The organism is Flavobacterium sp. TN-1 (assembly GCF_052828645.1).
On the sequence record NZ_CM128253.1, the window covers coordinates 1353280 to 1369737 of the forward strand.

Below are 16458 nucleotides of genomic sequence, written 5' to 3' on the forward strand. Positions count from 1 at the left end.
ATCTAAAATCTAAAATCTAAAATCACTATGACATTTCAAGGTGTACTTACCAAAATGCAGACAGAATTTGTTAATCCTATTGAATATTATCTAGTTCTTGAAAACTCCTTTTTAAATATTAATCAGTTATTAGGTAAGCCAATAACATTTTTACATCTTGGTTATCAATGTCTAGAATGCGGGAAAGAAAAAAAAATTTTTAGACAAGGTTTTTGTTATGATTGTTTTATGGCAAGTGCATCGGCGGGTGATTGGATTATGAAACCAGAATTAAGTAAAGCTCATTTAGATGTTGAAGATCGTGATCTAGAATATGAAAAAAAAGTACAATTACAGCCTCATGTAGTGTATTTAGCTTTGTCTAGCGAAGTGAAGGTAGGAGTAACAAGAAAAACTCAAGTACCAACTAGATGGATAGATCAGGGAGCTGTACAGGCTATTCCTATTGTTGAAGTTCCAAATCGTTATTTGGCAGGTATAACAGAGGTAGCGTTGAAAAATAAATATGCGGATAAAACGAACTGGCAACGTATGCTGAAAAATGAAGTGCCTGATGTAGATTTGATACTAGAACGTAATAATTTACAGTCTATTTTACCCCAAGAGGTACAAGAGTATTATCACCCTGTTGCAGATGATTTATATGAAATTCAGTACCCCGTTTTAGAATATCCTAAAAAAGTAATGAGTTTGAATTTAGAAAAAACACCACATTATACAGGAATTTTAAAAGGAATTAAAGGACAATATTTAATATTTGAAGATAATACTGTTTTTAATATTAGAACCTACGAAGGTTATGTAGTAAAGATTGAGCTATAATACCATATAAAAAAATACAAAAACTGAGGGTGTTCAAAAGGGTACAATCTACTTATTTCAACCAAAAGGAGGCGTGAATAAAGTGAACAGGAAAAATCAAATTATATAACGTTGATAATCTGATTTTTCCTGTTGTGTAAGAGATAAACTAGATGCTAATTGATCCTTTTTTTAGACACCCATAGTTTTTTGCTTTTAATAATTAGTTATTTTCTTCTGCCAAAAAGACCTTCAAGGACTTGATTAGCAGTGTTTTTAATAGCTTCTTTTTTAGGGTCTTTTGTAGATGTAGAGTCTTTTCCTTTTTTATTTCCTCCTAGAATATTGCTAAGAGCGTCAACTCCCTGATTAAGATATTTGTCTTTTTGTGATTTAGCAATTTGTAAGGCTAAGTTAGAGCTTGCCTGTTTTAGGTCTGTGGTCACTTTTGGTGATTTAAAATTACCTGTCATCAACGCGTTAATAGGAACACTTTCAATTTTTGATGCTTCGTTAGGACTCAGTTTCGCTAATAATTTATTTACATCACCTCCTAAATATTTGGCTGGTACATCTAATTTGATATTGTAATTCATGTTTTGATCAAAACCATGTGTACCACCTACTTCAGCTACGATGTCTTGATATTTTATTTTAAATGGTTTAACAATTACACGTCCTTTATCAAATGCTAAATTGGCTTTAATATCATTTAAATTGATTTTTTTGATGTCTAAGAATTTTAGTTGAGATCCTAATGCACTAAGCATTTGCGAATTATTAGCATTTATTGAAGCAGAAAGTAATTGTCCTAATAAGTCACCTGTTAAAGTCTTAATGTCTGGAGTTAATTCAACAGCATCTAAATTACCATTTAACTTAATAGTAGAATTAAGTTTTCCAGTGATAGCTCCTGCTATAGGTGCGATATTTTTTAGTAGATTTAATTGAGTAAAAGATTGGGTAATATCCACCTTGTCGAGATTTAAATTCATATTAAACGTTGGAGTATTGCCTTTTGTAGATACAAGCCCATTAAAACCAATAGTGCCGTTAAAAATGTCTGTTTTTACGTTTTGTAAGGAAACAGTTTCATTTTTAATCATCATTTTACCTGATACATTTTTAAGTGCTAAATTATCATATACAACTGTGTTTGCTTTTGCGCTAATTGTACAATCAAGAAAAGCAGGTATTTTAACCGCTTCTTTTTTTCCTTTTTTAACGGAAGAAGTATTTTCTTCGCTGTTGGATGTGCTTGAATTAGGTTTGTTTGTTGAATTTACTGGAGCAGGAGCCATAAAATCGGCTACATATAATTGAGTTGACCCCATATTAAAATTACCTTTTAAGGTTTGTTTTCTGAAGAAAAAGCCATAGAAATTTTCTAATACACCATTTATTTTTAAGTCTGAACTCCCTGTTTTCATGTCTAATTGATTCAGTTTAATCTGACTATTATTAAAACTAACTTGAGCTAGTTTTATTTGAACAGGTTTAGCCATTTCAGGACCAGTATAGTTAAATCCAGTTAAATGTAAAGTGCCTGCATTTTTAATTTTTTCATACTCGTTCTTTTCAACAGCTTGCATATTAAATTCTGTTGTTATATCTGCTTTTAGAATTCCAGAAAGCGGTTTGTCTATTTTTATAGGGTACGCTTTTGTGAAATTACCTAGATTAATAGTTCCTTTTAGAGCTGCGTTAACATTTGGGTTTGTAGCTACATTTTTGATAGATGCTTTTGCGTTAAAAACATCTTGATCTATTTGAAAAGATAATTGGTCTAGATTTACATAGGTATCGCTTAAAGCACCGCTATCGTTAATTATTTTAGTGTCAATTACAATATTTCGGACTGATTTTGGAAGTTGGGGATACTGAAAAGAGGCATTGTTAGATGCTATTGCAATATTAAATGTAGGAATTATATTTTCTTTGAGTTTTCCTTTTACTTTTCCATTTATCGTAAAATCACCCGAAGTTTTCACTGTTTCTAGATTGCCTGCATATTGTGCAGGTACAAGACCCAAGAAGTTTTTAAAAGAAGAAGTAGGGGTTTTGAAGGTTAAATCATAAAGTTGTTCTCCTTGTAGCATTTGTATAAAACCATTGAACTCAAGAGGGAGTTCGTTAATTTTTGCCTTATTTTCTTTAAATGTATACTTATTAGCAGATAGATCTATTCCTAATACGGCATCTAATGTTATAACTACATTTTTCATATAGTTCATTTTATCCATATCAAGAGATACTTTAGCAACAGATTGAGTTTGTAAATCTAATTTTTGAGAGCCAAAGTCACCTTTTCCACTATGTTGTATACTATCTAAAACCATTTTAATTTTAGAACGCTCGTCATAGAATTTGAAACGAAAATTTTCAACAGCATAATTTTGTATGTTCATTGAAAAAGGTTCGCTCTTTTCATTAGAAGAAGTAGGTTCGTTCGTTTTTTTTGCAATATCAAAATTTCCTTTTCCTTCTTTATTGAAAAGGATGTTGGCTAAACCGTTTTTAATACTGATTGCCTCTAACGACATAGGTTCTTTTTTGTCTTTCCAAAGTTCAGTTACGGACATTTTTAGATTTAATTCATCAAAAGCAACAAGTGTATCGCCTTCAAAAGGAGCATGATTAATGATTGTGAATTTTTCTAAGGAAATGGTAGCTTTTGGGAAACTTTTGAACAAGCTTATATCAGCATCGGCAAATGCAACTTTAGCATTTAGATTTTCATTAATGGTTTCCTGAATTTTAGCTTTTATTGTATCCTTAAAAAATAAAGGAATGGAGGCTAAGACGCCAATTATAATAAAGAGAGAGGCTCCAATACCTATAAAAATTTTCTTTTTCATTTTGTAATCTTTTTGAAATTGTATGTTGTAAAACTTTTTAGTTTATTTACAAAAATACATAAAAAAAATCCGCTTTAATATGAAAACGGATTTTTGTGTTAGAGGCTAATTTATTTTTAATTCATAAGGAAGTATTAATTGTATTCCTCTTCGATTATTCATTCGTTTTATCTGATTAATCATTTCTAAACCTTCTTCACCAACTTGTTCCTTTAGCAGATTTTCACGTGTTTTAAAGAAACTCATAAAGCCACTTTTTTCTAATTCATCAAGGAAATTTTTTTCAAATTCAGGATATGAAATAGTGCTGTATTTTTTTGTTTTTGAAAGAGTAGCTGCGTAGGTTATAGCATCATCTAAGCCTCCAATTTTGTCTACTAATCCAATTTTGAGTGCGTCTGTGCCACTCCAAACGCGACCTTGTGCTATGGCATCTACTTGTTCAAAAGTCATTTTGCGACCTTTAGCTACCCGGTTTACAAATGTTTTATAGATGGTTTCTACGCCCTCTTGTGTAAAGTTTCTAAAATCAGTGTCTATTGGTTCAAAAACACTATATCCAGATGCGTTTTTATGAGTTTCTACTGTTTCTGTATTAATTCCATATCGTTTGCTGATTTCAGATAAATTAGGCAACATCCCAAAAACTCCAATAGAACCTGTTATTGTACTTGCTTCCGCAAAAATTTTATGAGCATTACAAGCAATATAATAACCACCAGATGCGCCTAGATTACCCATAGAAACAACGACTGGTTTTACCTTTTTAGTTAATTCTATTTCTCTCCATATTAGGTCAGATGTTAAAGCACTTCCTCCAGGGCTGTTAATTCGTAGAACAATAGCCTTTATATCTTGATCTTCACGAGCTTCTTTTAAAGATCTTTTCATAGAACCTTCTCCTACGGTATTTAGATCCCCTTCTCCTGAGCCTATTTCGCCCTGTGCATAAATAATCGCAATTTTTTCACCTAAACTAAATTCTTCATTGTTAGCTAGTTCTTTTGAGTAATCAAGAATATTTACAGTGTTATAATCTTCACTTTCAGCTACTTTTAATCTTTTTTTGATGTCCTGATGATATACGTCTTCATAGGCTATGATGTCTATCAACTTATTGTTTTTTGCCAACTCAGGAGTACGGGCCAATAAATCAGTAGCTATTAAATTTAAGTCCGTTACAGATATGTTTCTTGATTTCGAGATATCTTCGGTAATAGCATTCCAAATAGAATTTAAAAAACCACTAATTTGTTCTCGATTTTCAGGACTCATAGTATTCGTTAGAAAAGGTTCAACTGCACTTTTGTATTTTCCGTGTCGAATAATTTCCATTTTCATTCCTGTTTTATCCTGAAAATCTTTGAAGTACATTACTTCACTTGATAATCCTTTAAATTCTAATTCTCCAACAGGATTTAAATAAACTGTACTGGCAACAGAGTTTAGGTAATATTCTTTTTGTGAATAGCTATTTCCGTACGCTAAAACAAACTTTCCTGATTTTCTGAAATTTTCTATCTCGTCTCTAAGAGCTTTAGTTTGAGCAGTACCTAAATGAAGAGTGTTGTTTAAAATAGAAATACCTCTTATTCTACTATCGTTTTTAGCTTCTTTAATTGCTTTTAATATGTCTATAAGACCTTCTCCTTTTCCTTTTTCATTTAAAAAGGGCATATCTTCATAATTGAATTTTCCAGCGTAATCTTCTGTTATTTTTTCTAAGTTTAATACCAGTACAGAATTATCTTGAATTTCAACTTTTTCCTTTCCACTAGCAACTAATGTACTTAGTATAATAATGCCAAAAAAGCAGATAATGCAAAATATAAAAAGCCCAATTATGCTTGCTAATACATTCTTTAAAAAATTCATTGTTTTGTTTTTTACAGATTAGTGTTTAAAATATTAAAAAAGTTACACGAAAAAATAAGTTATTAACACAGATGCAAATATACTTCTATTCTCCAAAACTTTTTAGTTACTTTGCCAAGCATGGGAATACAAAAAAAAGTAATATTATCTTTAGGAAGCAATCAAGGAGATAAGCTTGGTCATATAACGGCTTGTATACAGTTGATTCATAGTAAAATTGGATTGGTTTTACAGGTGTCAAAGTTGTATGAAACACCTGCTTGGGGTTTTGAGAGTGATGCTTTTTATAATTGTGCAATACTTATTCATACTTCTTTTACTCCTGAACAAGTTTTAAGAAAAATAACAAGTATTGAAAAAGAAATGGGGCGTCAAAAGAAGAAAGAGGTAGGATACGAACCCCGTATTATTGATATTGATATTGTAGCATTTGATGACCAAATATTAAATACAGAAAATTTAATAATTCCGCATCCTCACATGCAAAACAGGCGTTTTGTATTATATCCCATGAAGGATCTTGGAGTAGAGTGGGTACATCCTATTTTGTCTAAAAATGTAGATCGTTTATTGTTGGACTGTCCTGATATGAGTTCCTGTGAAGTGGTTACGGAACTTACGGCTCCTATTAAACAGTTTGATGTAGATAAATTAAATTATATAGCCATAGAAGGGAATATTGGGGCGGGAAAAACTACTTTAGCTTCTAAAATAGCAGCTGATTTTAATGCAAAATTAGTTTTAGAACGTTTTGCAGATAATCCTTTTTTGCCAAAATTTTATAAAGATCAAGGACGTTATGCTTTTCCTTTAGAAATGTCTTTTTTGGCTGATCGCTATCAACAATTAGCTGACGATTTGTCACAATTTGATCTCTTTGCAGATTTCGTAGTAGCAGATTATCATATTTTTAAATCCTTGATTTTTGCAAAAGTTACTTTGCAAGGTGATGAGTTTCGTCTTTATAAAACCCTATTTGATATTATTTATAAAGAAATGCCTAAACCTGATTTATATGTATATCTATATCAGAATACGGATAGATTACTTAAAAATATAAAAAAGAGAGGGCGTAGTTATGAACAAGAAATACCAGCAGAATATCTAGATAAGATTAATAAAGGTTATTTAGATTATATTAAAACACAATTAGGCTTAAATATGCTAGTAATAGATGTTTCTGATTTAGATTTTGTAAAAAGACAAGAAGATTATGTAATCATCTTACAAAAAATACAAGAAAAATTAAATTGTTAAAAAAAATGAAGAGAGGGTGTCTGAAAAGTTTAAACTCAACGTCTGGTTTGTCACTTCGATCAAATAATAAATCTAAAGGTTTCGTTGTTCTTCGTTTGATTTCCTCTTTGGTTGAAATGATAAGATTGAGATCTTTTCGGACAGCCTCTGTTTTATTTTTCGTTCAATTTGCAAAATAAATCCCAAATAACAATACCAGTACTTACAGAAATATTTAAAGAATGTTTAGTTCCCAGTTGAGGTATTTCAATCGCTCCGTTGCAAAGTTTTATAGCTTCTTGGTTTACTCCAAAAACTTCATTTCCAAAAACTAAAGCATATTTTTTAGTAGGTTTCGGTCTAAATTGATCAAGGAATATAGCATTTTCAACTTGTTCAATAGCATACACTTCAACTTCTTCCTTTTTAAGATTTTCAATAAGCTCTAACACATCTTTGTGGTATTCCCAAAAAACCGTTTCGGTTGCTCCTAAAGCTGTTTTGTGAATTTCTTTGTTAGGAGGCGTGGCGGTAATTCCACATAAATAGATCTTTTCAATTAAAAAAGCATCACTTGTTCTGAACACAGAACCAATGTTATGAAGGCTTCGTATGTCGTCTAATATAATAATAAGAGGTGTTTTTTGAGCTTTTTTAAATTGCTCTACTGTTTTGCGTTCTAATTCGCTATTTTCAATTTTTCTCATTTGGCAAATTTACATTTCTTTCGATAATAATGATGATTCTGTTTTTGAATAGACAGGAAATAATCTTAGTATTATCTGTTTGATGTAGGTATCTTGTGAATTACTATTCTAGTAAAAATAGAACTGAAATGAAATCAAAAAGCCCTCCAATGAGAGCTTTTTGATGTCTTTTTAAAGTTTAACTACTGTGCAGTTGGACCTGTTGGTTTAGCATCTAAAGGACTAGTTGGTGTTGGTTTAGCTACAACATTACCTGTGATGTGTAATACTTTTGTAGGATTATCTTTCATGTTTGTAGTAACTGTTACAGATTTGTTAATAGCTCCTACTCGGTTTGTGTCATATTTAACGCCAATTACAGCTTTTGCTCCAGGAGCAATTGGTTCTTTAGGGAAAGAAGGAACAGTACAGCCACAAGAACCTTGAGCGTTTGAAATAACTAATGGTTCGTTACCGTTATTTACAATAACAAATTCTCTTTTTCCTTCAGCACCTTGTTCAATTGTACCATAGTCTATAGTTTCTTTTTCTACATACATCCCAGGACCTGATACTTTCGTAATTTCAAATTTTGTTTCTTCTACTTTTTTAGCTACCTCCATTTTCGCTTTTGAAGCTGCTTTTTTTGCTTTTTCTTGAGCAGTAGCTGATAAATTTCCTAAAAATACTATTGTTGCTACTGCTAGTATTGCCTTTTTCATAATTGACTTGTAATTAGTTATACACAAATGTAAAAATATTTGATCAAATATTACGCCAAAATAAGTAAATTCGTCGCGATTAATCAAAAAATTTAACGTTTTGTCAGTAAAAGCTAAAACACCTAAGGAAACTCCTCTAATGAAACAGTATAACGAGATCAAGACCAAGTATCCAGATGCTTGTTTGTTATTTAGAGTGGGCGATTTTTACGAAACCTTTGGAGATGATGCTGTTCGTACAGCTCGTATTTTAGGGATCACTTTAACAAAAAGAGGCAACGGAACAGAAAGTGAAACAGCCTTGGCGGGGTTTCCACATCACTCCTTAAATACGTATTTGCCAAAATTGGTAAAGGCAGGTTTACGTGTAGCTATTTGTGATCAGTTAGAAGATCCTAAAATGACCAAGACTATTGTAAAACGAGGAGTAACGGAGTTAGTAACCCCTGGTGTTTCTATGAATGACGAAGTATTGATGTCTAAATCCAATAACTTTTTGGCTTCTGTTTATTTTGGAAAGAAACAATTAGGTGTGGCTTTTTTAGATGTATCAACAGGGGAGTTTTTAACTTCTGAAGGCAATGCAGATTATGTAGATAAATTATTGCAAAATTTTAATCCAAGTGAAATTTTAGTTCCTAAACATAATAAAAAAGAGTTTGTGGAGATTTTTGGCGAAAATTTTCACACTTTTTATCTTGAAGATTGGGTGTACAAACAAGACTATGCAACTGAAAGTTTGATTAATCATTTTCAAACTAATTCACTAAAAGGCTTTGGAATAGAAGAGTTAGAGTATGGTGTTATTGCTTCAGGGGCTATTTTGTATTATTTATCCGAAACCCAACATAATAAAATTCAACATATAACCTCTATTCACCGCATTGCAGAAGATGCTTACGTTTGGATGGATCGTTTTACTATTCGTAATTTAGAGTTGTACCATAGTTATAATCCTAACGCTGTTACCTTGTTAGATGTAATAGATCGTACTCTTTCTCCTATGGGAGGACGTTTGTTAAAACGATGGTTAGCTCTTCCACTAAAAGATATAAATAAGATTAAAGGACGCCATGAAGTAGTTGGCTATTTTAAAGATAATCAAGAAATATTATATCAAGTTCAACAACAGATTAAGCAGATATCAGATCTAGAACGTTTGATATCTAAAGTGGCAGCTGGAAGAGTTTCACCAAGAGAATTAGTGTATTTGAAAAATTCTTTAGATGCTATCGAACCAGTTAAGACTCTTGCTTTAAAAAGTACTCAGGAAGCAGTAAAAGTAATAGGAGATAGTTTGCACGCTTGTGAATTGTTGAGGGAAAAAATTACTAATACATTAAATCCAGACGCACCAGTAGCAATTAATAAAGGAAATGCTATTGCGTCAGGAGTAAATGAGGAATTAGATGAATTACGAAATATTTCAAATTCAGGAAAAGAGTTTTTGGAGGCAATAGAAAAAAGAGAATCTGAAAAAACGGGTATCCCATCTTTAAAAATTTCTTTTAATAATGTTTTTGGGTATTATATAGAAGTTCGGAATACACATAAAGATAAAGTGCCTTCAGAGTGGATTCGTAAACAAACATTGGTAAATGCAGAACGCTATATAACAGAGGAATTAAAAGAATACGAATCAAAAATATTAGGAGCCGAAGAAAAAATTCATCAATTAGAAATGTCTCTGTTTGAACAGTTAGTAGCTTGGGTTGCAACCTATATTAAGCCTGTTCAACATAATGCTAACCTCATTGCTCAGTTAGATTGTTTGACTTCGTTTGCACAACAAGCAATTGATAATAATTATGTGTGCCCAGAAATTAACGATACGTATGTATTAGATATAAAAAACGGACGCCATCCAGTTATTGAAAAACAATTGCCTATAGGAGTGCCATATATAGCCAATGATGTGTATCTTGATCGAGATTTCCAACAAGTGGTCATGATTACAGGGCCTAATATGTCAGGTAAATCAGCTATACTAAGACAAACGGCACTTATTGTTTTATTGGCACAAATGGGAAGTTTTGTGCCTGCTGAAGCTGTAACGATGGGGGTGGTTGATAAGATATTTACGCGTGTGGGAGCTAGTGATAATATATCTATGGGAGAATCAACCTTTATGGTAGAAATGAATGAAACCGCATCAATCCTAAATAATATATCCAATAGAAGTTTAGTCTTGTTAGATGAAATAGGGAGGGGAACGAGTACGTATGACGGTGTATCTATTGCATGGGCTATTGCAGAGTTTTTGCATGAAAATCCAGCACAACCCAAAACACTTTTTGCTACTCATTATCATGAACTTAATGAGATGACAGAAACATTAACTCGAATTCAAAACTATAATGTGTCTGTAAAAGAATTAAAAGACAATGTGTTGTTTATCCGTAAATTAGAAAAAGGAGGAAGTGCGCATAGTTTTGGTATTCACGTGGCGAAAATGGCAGGAATGCCGCAAACAGTTATACAAAGAGCTGGTAAGATTCTAAAAAAATTAGAAAAAAATCATTCTTCGGAAGTTTTAAACGGCAAAACATCACAAGGAAACTTAGGTGATCAAGAAGAAGAAATGCAATTAAGTTTTTTTAATTTAGATGATCCTTTGTTGCAAGAAATAAAAGAAGAAATTCAGAATTTAGATATTAATACATTGACTCCAGTAGAAGCTTTAATGAAACTAAATGAAATCAAGCGTATGCTAACAAAAAAATAGTTTTAGAAATTTAAAGAATTGAATCTGAAATATTTAAAAAAAAATTTTGATTTTTTTTATTCAAGTGCTTGCAAATACTGATTCTTGTTGTATATTTGCACTCGCAATACGGAAGTAAGGCAATGTTCTTTAAGCTAAATGCGAAAATAGCTCAGTTGGTAGAGCGCAACCTTGCCAAGGTTGAGGTCGCGGGTTCGAACCCCGTTTTTCGCTCTGTTACTAGAATAACAATGCTCGAGTGGTGGAATTGGTAGACACGCTGGACTTAAAATCCAGTGAACATTAGTTCGTGCGGGTTCAAGTCCCGCCTTGAGTACAAAAAATCCTTTCAAAATAAGAAAAGGAAAGAAGTAATTTAATTACTTTATATACGTTCATAGTTACATAAGTTTTTTTAAAAAAAATATACGCTCGAGTGGTGGAATTGGTAGACACGCTGGACTTAAAATCCAGTGAACATTAGTTCGTGCGGGTTCAAGTCCCGCCTTGAGTACTAATTTTTTAGAAGTATTTTAAAAAAAACAATTTGTAACTTGTAATATTGATTAAATTTGCGAAAATAGCTCAGTTGGTAGAGCGCAACCTTGCCAAGGTTGAGGTCGCGGGTTCGAACCCCGTTTTTCGCTCTGTTACTAAAATAACAATGCTCGAGTGGTGGAATTGGTAGACACGCTGGACTTAAAATCCAGTGAACATTAGTTCGTGCGGGTTCAAGTCCCGCCTTGAGTACAAACAGGCTGTCCTAAATCTTTTGGACAGCCTTTTTTATTTACACAATATTTGGATACCTATTGGAGAAGAATCTTATATCATTTAAACTTTGAAATTTCCACATGATAATATTTTTTAACCCTGAGACTGTCCAAAAAATTCACAATCTTGTTCATTTCGACCAAAGGGAGAAATCACATAATGTTGATTTAGACACTATCTTAGAAAAGCAATAAGAATTAGTGTTGATTCTCGATGAGCTTCGCGCTCGAACTAATGATGATTCTAATTATATACTCAACGGTTTGTTCGAGTTATTTCTAAAATAAATAAAACAGATCAAGAATTTTTCTTTTAATCCAGTATGTTTTAAGTTTAAATGGTATAAAAAACGGAATGTTTTTTGTTGTCCCAACTGAATAAGGGATATAAGTATAATTCAGCTAGAATAATTCATGTTGTTTTATGATACTTATCTAGCTTTTTTACGGTTTAAGTAGTGAGAGATACTCTTCTGGATAGGAAGGAAATTAGATGCAGACAGCTACAGTCTAATTATACAACGTGGTTTTAAGTGAATTTTGAAAATAAGAGGCTGTTTAAAAAAATGTAATTGTGTGTTGTTTGACTTCGTTTTGTCGCTTTTATTTTTAGTAGACCCTCAAAGGAGAAACTATATAATGTTAATGTAGCTTCTCCTATCACTGAAAGTGAGTAACTAGAATGTTGAACACTTTTTCTAAATAGCCTCTTTCTTGTTATTGATTTGCTGTCATAAATTCTTCTGCCTTATTGACCATATTATAACTTCCACAAAAGAAAGGAACTCTTTGGTGTAATTCAGTAGGTTTTATCTCCATGATTCTTTTATAACCATCAGAAGCCTTTCCGCCTGCCTGTTCTGTTATAAATGCCATAGGGTTGCATTCGTATAGTAGTCTTAGTTTTCCTTTGGGAGCTTTAGAGCTAGGAGGGTACATATAAATACCTCCTTTTATCATGTTTCTATGAAAATCAGCAACTAAACTACCAATATAGCGAGAAGTATAAGGACGATCTCCCTCTTCTTTTTGACAGTATTTTAAATAGTCTTTTACACCTTGAGGAAAGTGGACATAATTCCCTTCGTTAATAGAATATATCTTTCCGTCTTTTGAGAATTGCATATTAGGATGCGAAAGATAAAAAGTACCTATTGCAGGGTTTAATGTAAAGCCATTTACACCATTTCCTGTAGTGTATACAAGCATAGTAGAGGTTCCGTAAATAACATATCCTGCAGCTACTTGGTTTGTGCCAGGTTGTAGGAAGTCTTCTAGCTGAACAGGACTGCCTACTGGTGTAATTCTTCTGTATACAGAAAAAATAGTTCCAACAGATACATTTACATCTATATTAGAAGAGCCATCAAGAGGATCCATTAATACAACATACTTGTTATTATGACTATTGTCAGCTCCTGAAATAGTAATGAAATCATCGTTTTCTTCACTGGCAATACCACAAACAATTTCTCTGTTGATTAAGGTTTGTATGAAAACTTCGTTAGCGTATACATCTAGTTTTTGTTGGTCTTCTCCTTGTATATTCGTTTCTCCTGCTGCTCCTACAATGTCTACAAGTCCAGCTTGTGTTACTTTATGATTAACAACTTTAGCCGCTAGGCGTATTGAGTTGATAATTCTTGATAGTTCGCCTGAAGAATATTGAAAATCATTTTGTTTTTCTATTATAAATTCGCCAAGGGTTCTGTTGCGTTCTTCCATAATTTTTATGCAGTTAGTAATGCAAAGATGAGATTTATTTTTTTAAAAATAAAGTAACAGGAAGTCTGTAAGTTGTAATGTTTGAATAAAATAGGTTTAAAATATACATTAGATGGTGCGTACAGAATAGCGATTAGATTCTTTTTTTAATGTTTGATCAAAAAATGTATATTTTAGATATGTGTTTTGTTTTAAAAATTGTAGAAAACTTTTATTCTGTGAAGTTGTTTAAAATAAATTATACTTCTCTTATCTTTGTTCATATCTGTATTTGCGGTAACTAAATAAAAACAAAATGAAAAAAATACAATTAGCAGTAGGTTTATTGGCTCTTATGCCTTTTACAATGAATGCACAAATTAATTTAGGTGAAAAAGCGTTAGGAGCTTTACAAAAAGGAGTGGCAAGTTTTACCTTTTCTGATGAGGATGCTGCTCAATTATCTAAGGCTTCTGTTGAGAAAATGGATAAAGAAAACCCTATTGCGGGTCCTAAAGATCCTTATACATTAAGATTAAATAAGCTTTTTGGTAAACATAAGACAGAAAGTGGTGTAACGCTTAATTTTAAAGTTTATAAAGTAAAAGAAGTAAATGCTTTTGCTTGTGCTGATGGGAGTGTTCGTGTTTTTCAAGGGTTATTAGATGTTATGGATGATAATGAAGTACTTGCGGTTATAGGCCATGAAATAGGGCACGTTGTAAATCATGATACAAGAGATGCTATCCGTGCAGCTTATCAGAAAGAAGCTTTGGTAGATGCTGTAGGATCACAAGTAAAGGGAGTTGCAGCGGTTAGCGAAAGTGCTTTAGGGAAAATAGGAAGTGCAATAGTAGACAGTCGCCATAGTCAAAAACAAGAATCAGAAGCAGATATGTTTTCGTATGATTTTATGAAAAAACACGGATATAATGTTAATGCTGTTGAATCTGCCTTTACAGTATTAGCGAGCTTAAGTCAAGGTGCTGATTCGGGTTTTATGTCAAGGATTTTAAGCTCACATCCAGATCCTAAAGATCGTGCAGCAAAAGCGAAACAAAGAGCAGAATCAGAAGGGATCTATAAACCGTATACTCGTCAGTTAAAAAAGACATCTACACCCGCTAAGAAGAAAAAATAATGAAAAATTTTACGATTCGTAGAGGTACCTCGTATGATATGGCACAAGTGCTATTACTTATAAAAGAATTAGCACTATTTGAAAAAGAACCAGAAGCAGTAGTAATAACTGAAGAAGATTTGATTCGAGATGGTTTTGGATCAAACCCCTTGTTTCATACTTTTTTAGCCGAAATAGATGGAGTAATAGTTGGAGTAGCACTTTATTATTATCGTTATTCTACTTGGAAAGGAAAAACAATTCATTTAGAAGATCTAATTGTTACACAAAATATGCGAGGAACAGGCATAGGCATAGCCTTGTATAAAGAAATTATGAAACAAGGAGCCTTAGATGGTGTTAGACGTATTGAATGGAATGTTTTAGATTGGAATACCAATGCTATTAAATTTTATGAAAAGTCAGGAGCAAAAGTATTAGATGACTGGCGTGTTGTTCAGATGGATGAAAAAGGATTAGAAGAATTTTTAAATAACAAATAATCAAAGTCAAGATTCAAAAAAATAATAGTTTGAGTTTTGAAAAAAAATGTGATATGAAAATATTCAAGTTTGGTGGTGCCTCTGTTAAAGATGCAGCGGGCATAAAAAATGTGTTTGATGTACTTCAAAAAGTGGGGTACGAAGAGGTTCTACTTGTAGTGTCAGCTATGGGAAAGACAACCAATGCCTTAGAAGAAGTTATAAAGAATTATTTTGAAAAATCACCTCAGCTAAATGCCTCAATTCAAGAAGTTAAAAAATATCATAATCAAATTATTTTAGATTTATTTGATGATGAAAATCATGAAGTTTTTTATGATATTAATGAACATTTTGCTGATTTTGAATATTTTTTAAGAAGTAATAAATCGCCAAATTATAGTTTCGTTTATGATCAAATTGTAAGTTTTGGTGAGATTATTTCCACTACAATTGTATCGCATTATATGAATTTTAGAAACATTCAATCACAGTGGATAGATGTGCGTAATTATATTAAAACAGACGCTAATTATCGAGATGCAAATGTTGACTGGGAAAAAACACAAAAAGCCATTTCTAAAATAGCTAAAAAGAAACAATTGTTTGTTACGCAAGGTTTTTTAGGATCTGATGAAAACGGATTTACAACTACTTTAGGTCGTGAAGGATCTGATTATACAGCCGCTATCTTTGCCTATTGTTTAAATGCAGAAAGTGTTACTATTTGGAAAGATGTTCCTGGAGTAATGAATGCCGATCCTCGTTATTTTGAAAACGCAAATTTATTAAATCAAATTTCTTACAGAGAAGCTATTGAATTAGCGTTTTATGGAGCAAGTGTCATTCATCCTAAAACTTTACAACCGCTACAACGAAAAGAAATTCCTTTGTATGTTAAATCGTTTGTTAATCCATTATTGGCAGGAACCAGTGTAGCAAAAGGACAAGATTTAGAGCCCAAAATGCCTTGTTTTATAGTAAAAAAAGATCAAATTTTACTTTCGTTATCTTCAATAGATTTTTCTTTTATAATGGAAGAAAATATTAGTGAAGTTTTTGCATTACTTCATAAATACAAACTCAAAGTAAGTCTAATTCAAAATTCTGCTATTAGTTTTTCAGTTTGTGTAGAAGATAAATACAATCATTTTCAGGAAATAGTAAAAGTCCTTTCTAAAAAATTTAAAGTGACATATAACGAAAATGTTTCCTTGTATACTGTAAGACATTTTGATCAAAATGCTATAAATACAGTAGAAAAGGATAAAATGGTTTTGGTTAGACAGATGAGTCGAGAAACGTTACAAGTGGTTACTAAAGAGTAATTAACTCTAATACAATATCCTTTTTTAAAACAAGGAAGGAATAAATATAATGAAAAAAAGACTTTTCAAAGAGAGAGCTCTAAAACTTAGCAATCTTATTACTGAAATTAAAGAGAGACTCGAATGAGATGAATAGGCAAAGCCAATTACATAGTACTAATAATCTGAC

11 protein-coding genes and 5 tRNA genes are annotated in these 16458 nt (G+C 32.0%); 11 read left to right on the forward strand and 5 right to left on the reverse strand.

Annotated elements, in window-relative coordinates:
- Positions 1 to 27 precede the first annotated feature (27 nt).
- Positions 28 to 822, forward strand: coding sequence for a DUF2797 domain-containing protein (locus ACUXZJ_RS05775; RefSeq protein ID WP_060383414.1), 795 nt, complete (start codon positions 28 to 30; stop codon positions 820 to 822).
- A gap of 206 nt (positions 823 to 1028) precedes the next feature.
- Here ACUXZJ_RS05775 and ACUXZJ_RS05780 read toward each other — a convergent pair whose 3' ends face one another.
- The gene (locus ACUXZJ_RS05780; RefSeq protein WP_446195986.1) at positions 1029 to 3659 is read right to left on the reverse strand and encodes an AsmA family protein; all 2631 of its coding nucleotides are present in this window, start codon (positions 3657 to 3659) and stop codon (positions 1029 to 1031) included.
- 105 nt (positions 3660 to 3764) lie between these two features.
- Positions 3765 to 5534 carry a signal peptide peptidase SppA gene (gene sppA / locus ACUXZJ_RS05785; RefSeq protein ID WP_060383412.1) on the reverse strand — a complete coding sequence of 590 codons (1770 nt, stop codon included), beginning with the start codon at positions 5532 to 5534 and terminating at the stop codon, positions 3765 to 3767.
- A 120-nt stretch (positions 5535 to 5654) separates the two neighbouring features.
- On the opposite strand from sppA, the gene folK reads away from it, so the two are divergent.
- The gene (gene folK / locus ACUXZJ_RS05790) at positions 5655 to 6791 is read left to right on the forward strand and encodes a 2-amino-4-hydroxy-6-hydroxymethyldihydropteridine diphosphokinase (protein WP_060383411.1); all 1137 of its coding nucleotides are present in this window, start codon (positions 5655 to 5657) and stop codon (positions 6789 to 6791) included.
- A 152-nt stretch (positions 6792 to 6943) separates the two neighbouring features.
- On the opposite strand, the gene ACUXZJ_RS05795 is transcribed toward folK, so the two are convergent.
- On the reverse strand, positions 6944 to 7477 hold the full coding sequence (locus ACUXZJ_RS05795) for an RNA methyltransferase (RefSeq protein WP_060383410.1): 534 nt from the start codon (positions 7475 to 7477) through the stop codon (positions 6944 to 6946).
- 182 nt (positions 7478 to 7659) lie between these two features.
- On the reverse strand, positions 7660 to 8178 hold the full coding sequence (locus ACUXZJ_RS05800; protein ID WP_060383409.1) for a DUF1573 domain-containing protein: 519 nt from the start codon (positions 8176 to 8178) through the stop codon (positions 7660 to 7662).
- 139 nt (positions 8179 to 8317) lie between these two features.
- Here ACUXZJ_RS05800 and mutS point away from each other — a divergent pair, with 139 nt between their 5' ends.
- The 6 genes from mutS to ACUXZJ_RS05830 all read left to right on the forward strand — a co-directional run bounded on the left by mutS (position 8318) and on the right by ACUXZJ_RS05830 (position 11632).
- Positions 8318 to 10903 carry a DNA mismatch repair protein MutS gene (mutS, locus tag ACUXZJ_RS05805; protein ID WP_145902577.1) on the forward strand — a complete coding sequence of 862 codons (2586 nt, stop codon included), beginning with the start codon at positions 8318 to 8320 and terminating at the stop codon, positions 10901 to 10903.
- A gap of 140 nt (positions 10904 to 11043) precedes the next feature.
- Positions 11044 to 11116 (forward strand) — tRNA-Gly (locus ACUXZJ_RS05810).
- A 19-nt stretch (positions 11117 to 11135) separates the two neighbouring features.
- Positions 11136 to 11219 (forward strand) — tRNA-Leu (locus ACUXZJ_RS05815).
- A gap of 93 nt (positions 11220 to 11312) precedes the next feature.
- Positions 11313 to 11396 (forward strand) — tRNA-Leu (locus ACUXZJ_RS05820).
- A gap of 60 nt (positions 11397 to 11456) precedes the next feature.
- Positions 11457 to 11529, forward strand: a tRNA-Gly gene (locus ACUXZJ_RS05825).
- Between the two features lie 19 nt (positions 11530 to 11548).
- Positions 11549 to 11632, forward strand: a tRNA-Leu gene (locus ACUXZJ_RS05830).
- A 740-nt stretch (positions 11633 to 12372) separates the two neighbouring features.
- On the opposite strand, the gene fbp is transcribed toward ACUXZJ_RS05830, so the two are convergent.
- The gene (gene fbp / locus ACUXZJ_RS05835) at positions 12373 to 13380 is read right to left on the reverse strand and encodes a class 1 fructose-bisphosphatase (protein ID WP_060383407.1); all 1008 of its coding nucleotides are present in this window, start codon (positions 13378 to 13380) and stop codon (positions 12373 to 12375) included.
- A 295-nt stretch (positions 13381 to 13675) separates the two neighbouring features.
- On the opposite strand from fbp, the gene ACUXZJ_RS05840 reads away from it, so the two are divergent.
- Genes ACUXZJ_RS05840 through ACUXZJ_RS05850 form a run of 3 tightly spaced genes read left to right on the forward strand, consistent with a single transcriptional unit; the run spans position 13676 to position 16289 of the window.
- Positions 13676 to 14500, forward strand: a complete 825-nt coding sequence (locus ACUXZJ_RS05840; RefSeq protein WP_060383406.1) for a M48 family metalloprotease — start codon at positions 13676 to 13678, stop codon at positions 14498 to 14500.
- Positions 14500 to 14982: a GNAT family N-acetyltransferase gene (locus tag ACUXZJ_RS05845; protein WP_060383405.1), complete on the forward strand. Its 483-nt coding sequence runs from the start codon at positions 14500 to 14502 to the stop codon at positions 14980 to 14982. Before ACUXZJ_RS05840 ends, ACUXZJ_RS05845 begins: the two co-directional genes overlap by 1 nt.
- Positions 14983 to 15035: 53 nt before the next feature.
- On the forward strand, positions 15036 to 16289 hold the full coding sequence (locus ACUXZJ_RS05850) for an aspartate kinase (RefSeq protein WP_060383404.1): 1254 nt from the start codon (positions 15036 to 15038) through the stop codon (positions 16287 to 16289).
- The last annotated feature ends 169 nt before the right edge of the window (positions 16290 to 16458 follow it).

Bases quoted from the DNA above. Each gene is read 5' to 3' on its own strand.
- ACUXZJ_RS05775 (WP_060383414.1), top strand. From the start codon at position 28: ATGACATTTCAAGGTGTACTTACCAAAATGCAGACAGAATTTGTTAAT.
- ACUXZJ_RS05780 (WP_446195986.1), bottom strand. From the start codon at position 3,659: ATGAAAAAGAAAATTTTTATAGGTATTGGAGCCTCTCTCTTTATTATA.
- sppA (WP_060383412.1), bottom strand. From the start codon at position 5,534: ATGAATTTTTTAAAGAATGTATTAGCAAGCATAATTGGGCTTTTTATA.
- folK (WP_060383411.1), top strand. From the start codon at position 5,655: ATGGGAATACAAAAAAAAGTAATATTATCTTTAGGAAGCAATCAAGGA.
- ACUXZJ_RS05795 (WP_060383410.1), bottom strand. From the start codon at position 7,477: ATGAGAAAAATTGAAAATAGCGAATTAGAACGCAAAACAGTAGAGCAA.
- ACUXZJ_RS05800 (WP_060383409.1), bottom strand. From the start codon at position 8,178: ATGAAAAAGGCAATACTAGCAGTAGCAACAATAGTATTTTTAGGAAAT.
- mutS (WP_145902577.1), top strand. From the start codon at position 8,318: ATGAAACAGTATAACGAGATCAAGACCAAGTATCCAGATGCTTGTTTG.
- fbp (WP_060383407.1), bottom strand. From the start codon at position 13,380: ATGGAAGAACGCAACAGAACCCTTGGCGAATTTATAATAGAAAAACAA.
- ACUXZJ_RS05840 (WP_060383406.1), top strand. From the start codon at position 13,676: ATGAAAAAAATACAATTAGCAGTAGGTTTATTGGCTCTTATGCCTTTT.
- ACUXZJ_RS05845 (WP_060383405.1), top strand. From the start codon at position 14,500: ATGAAAAATTTTACGATTCGTAGAGGTACCTCGTATGATATGGCACAA.
- ACUXZJ_RS05850 (WP_060383404.1), top strand. From the start codon at position 15,036: ATGAAAATATTCAAGTTTGGTGGTGCCTCTGTTAAAGATGCAGCGGGC.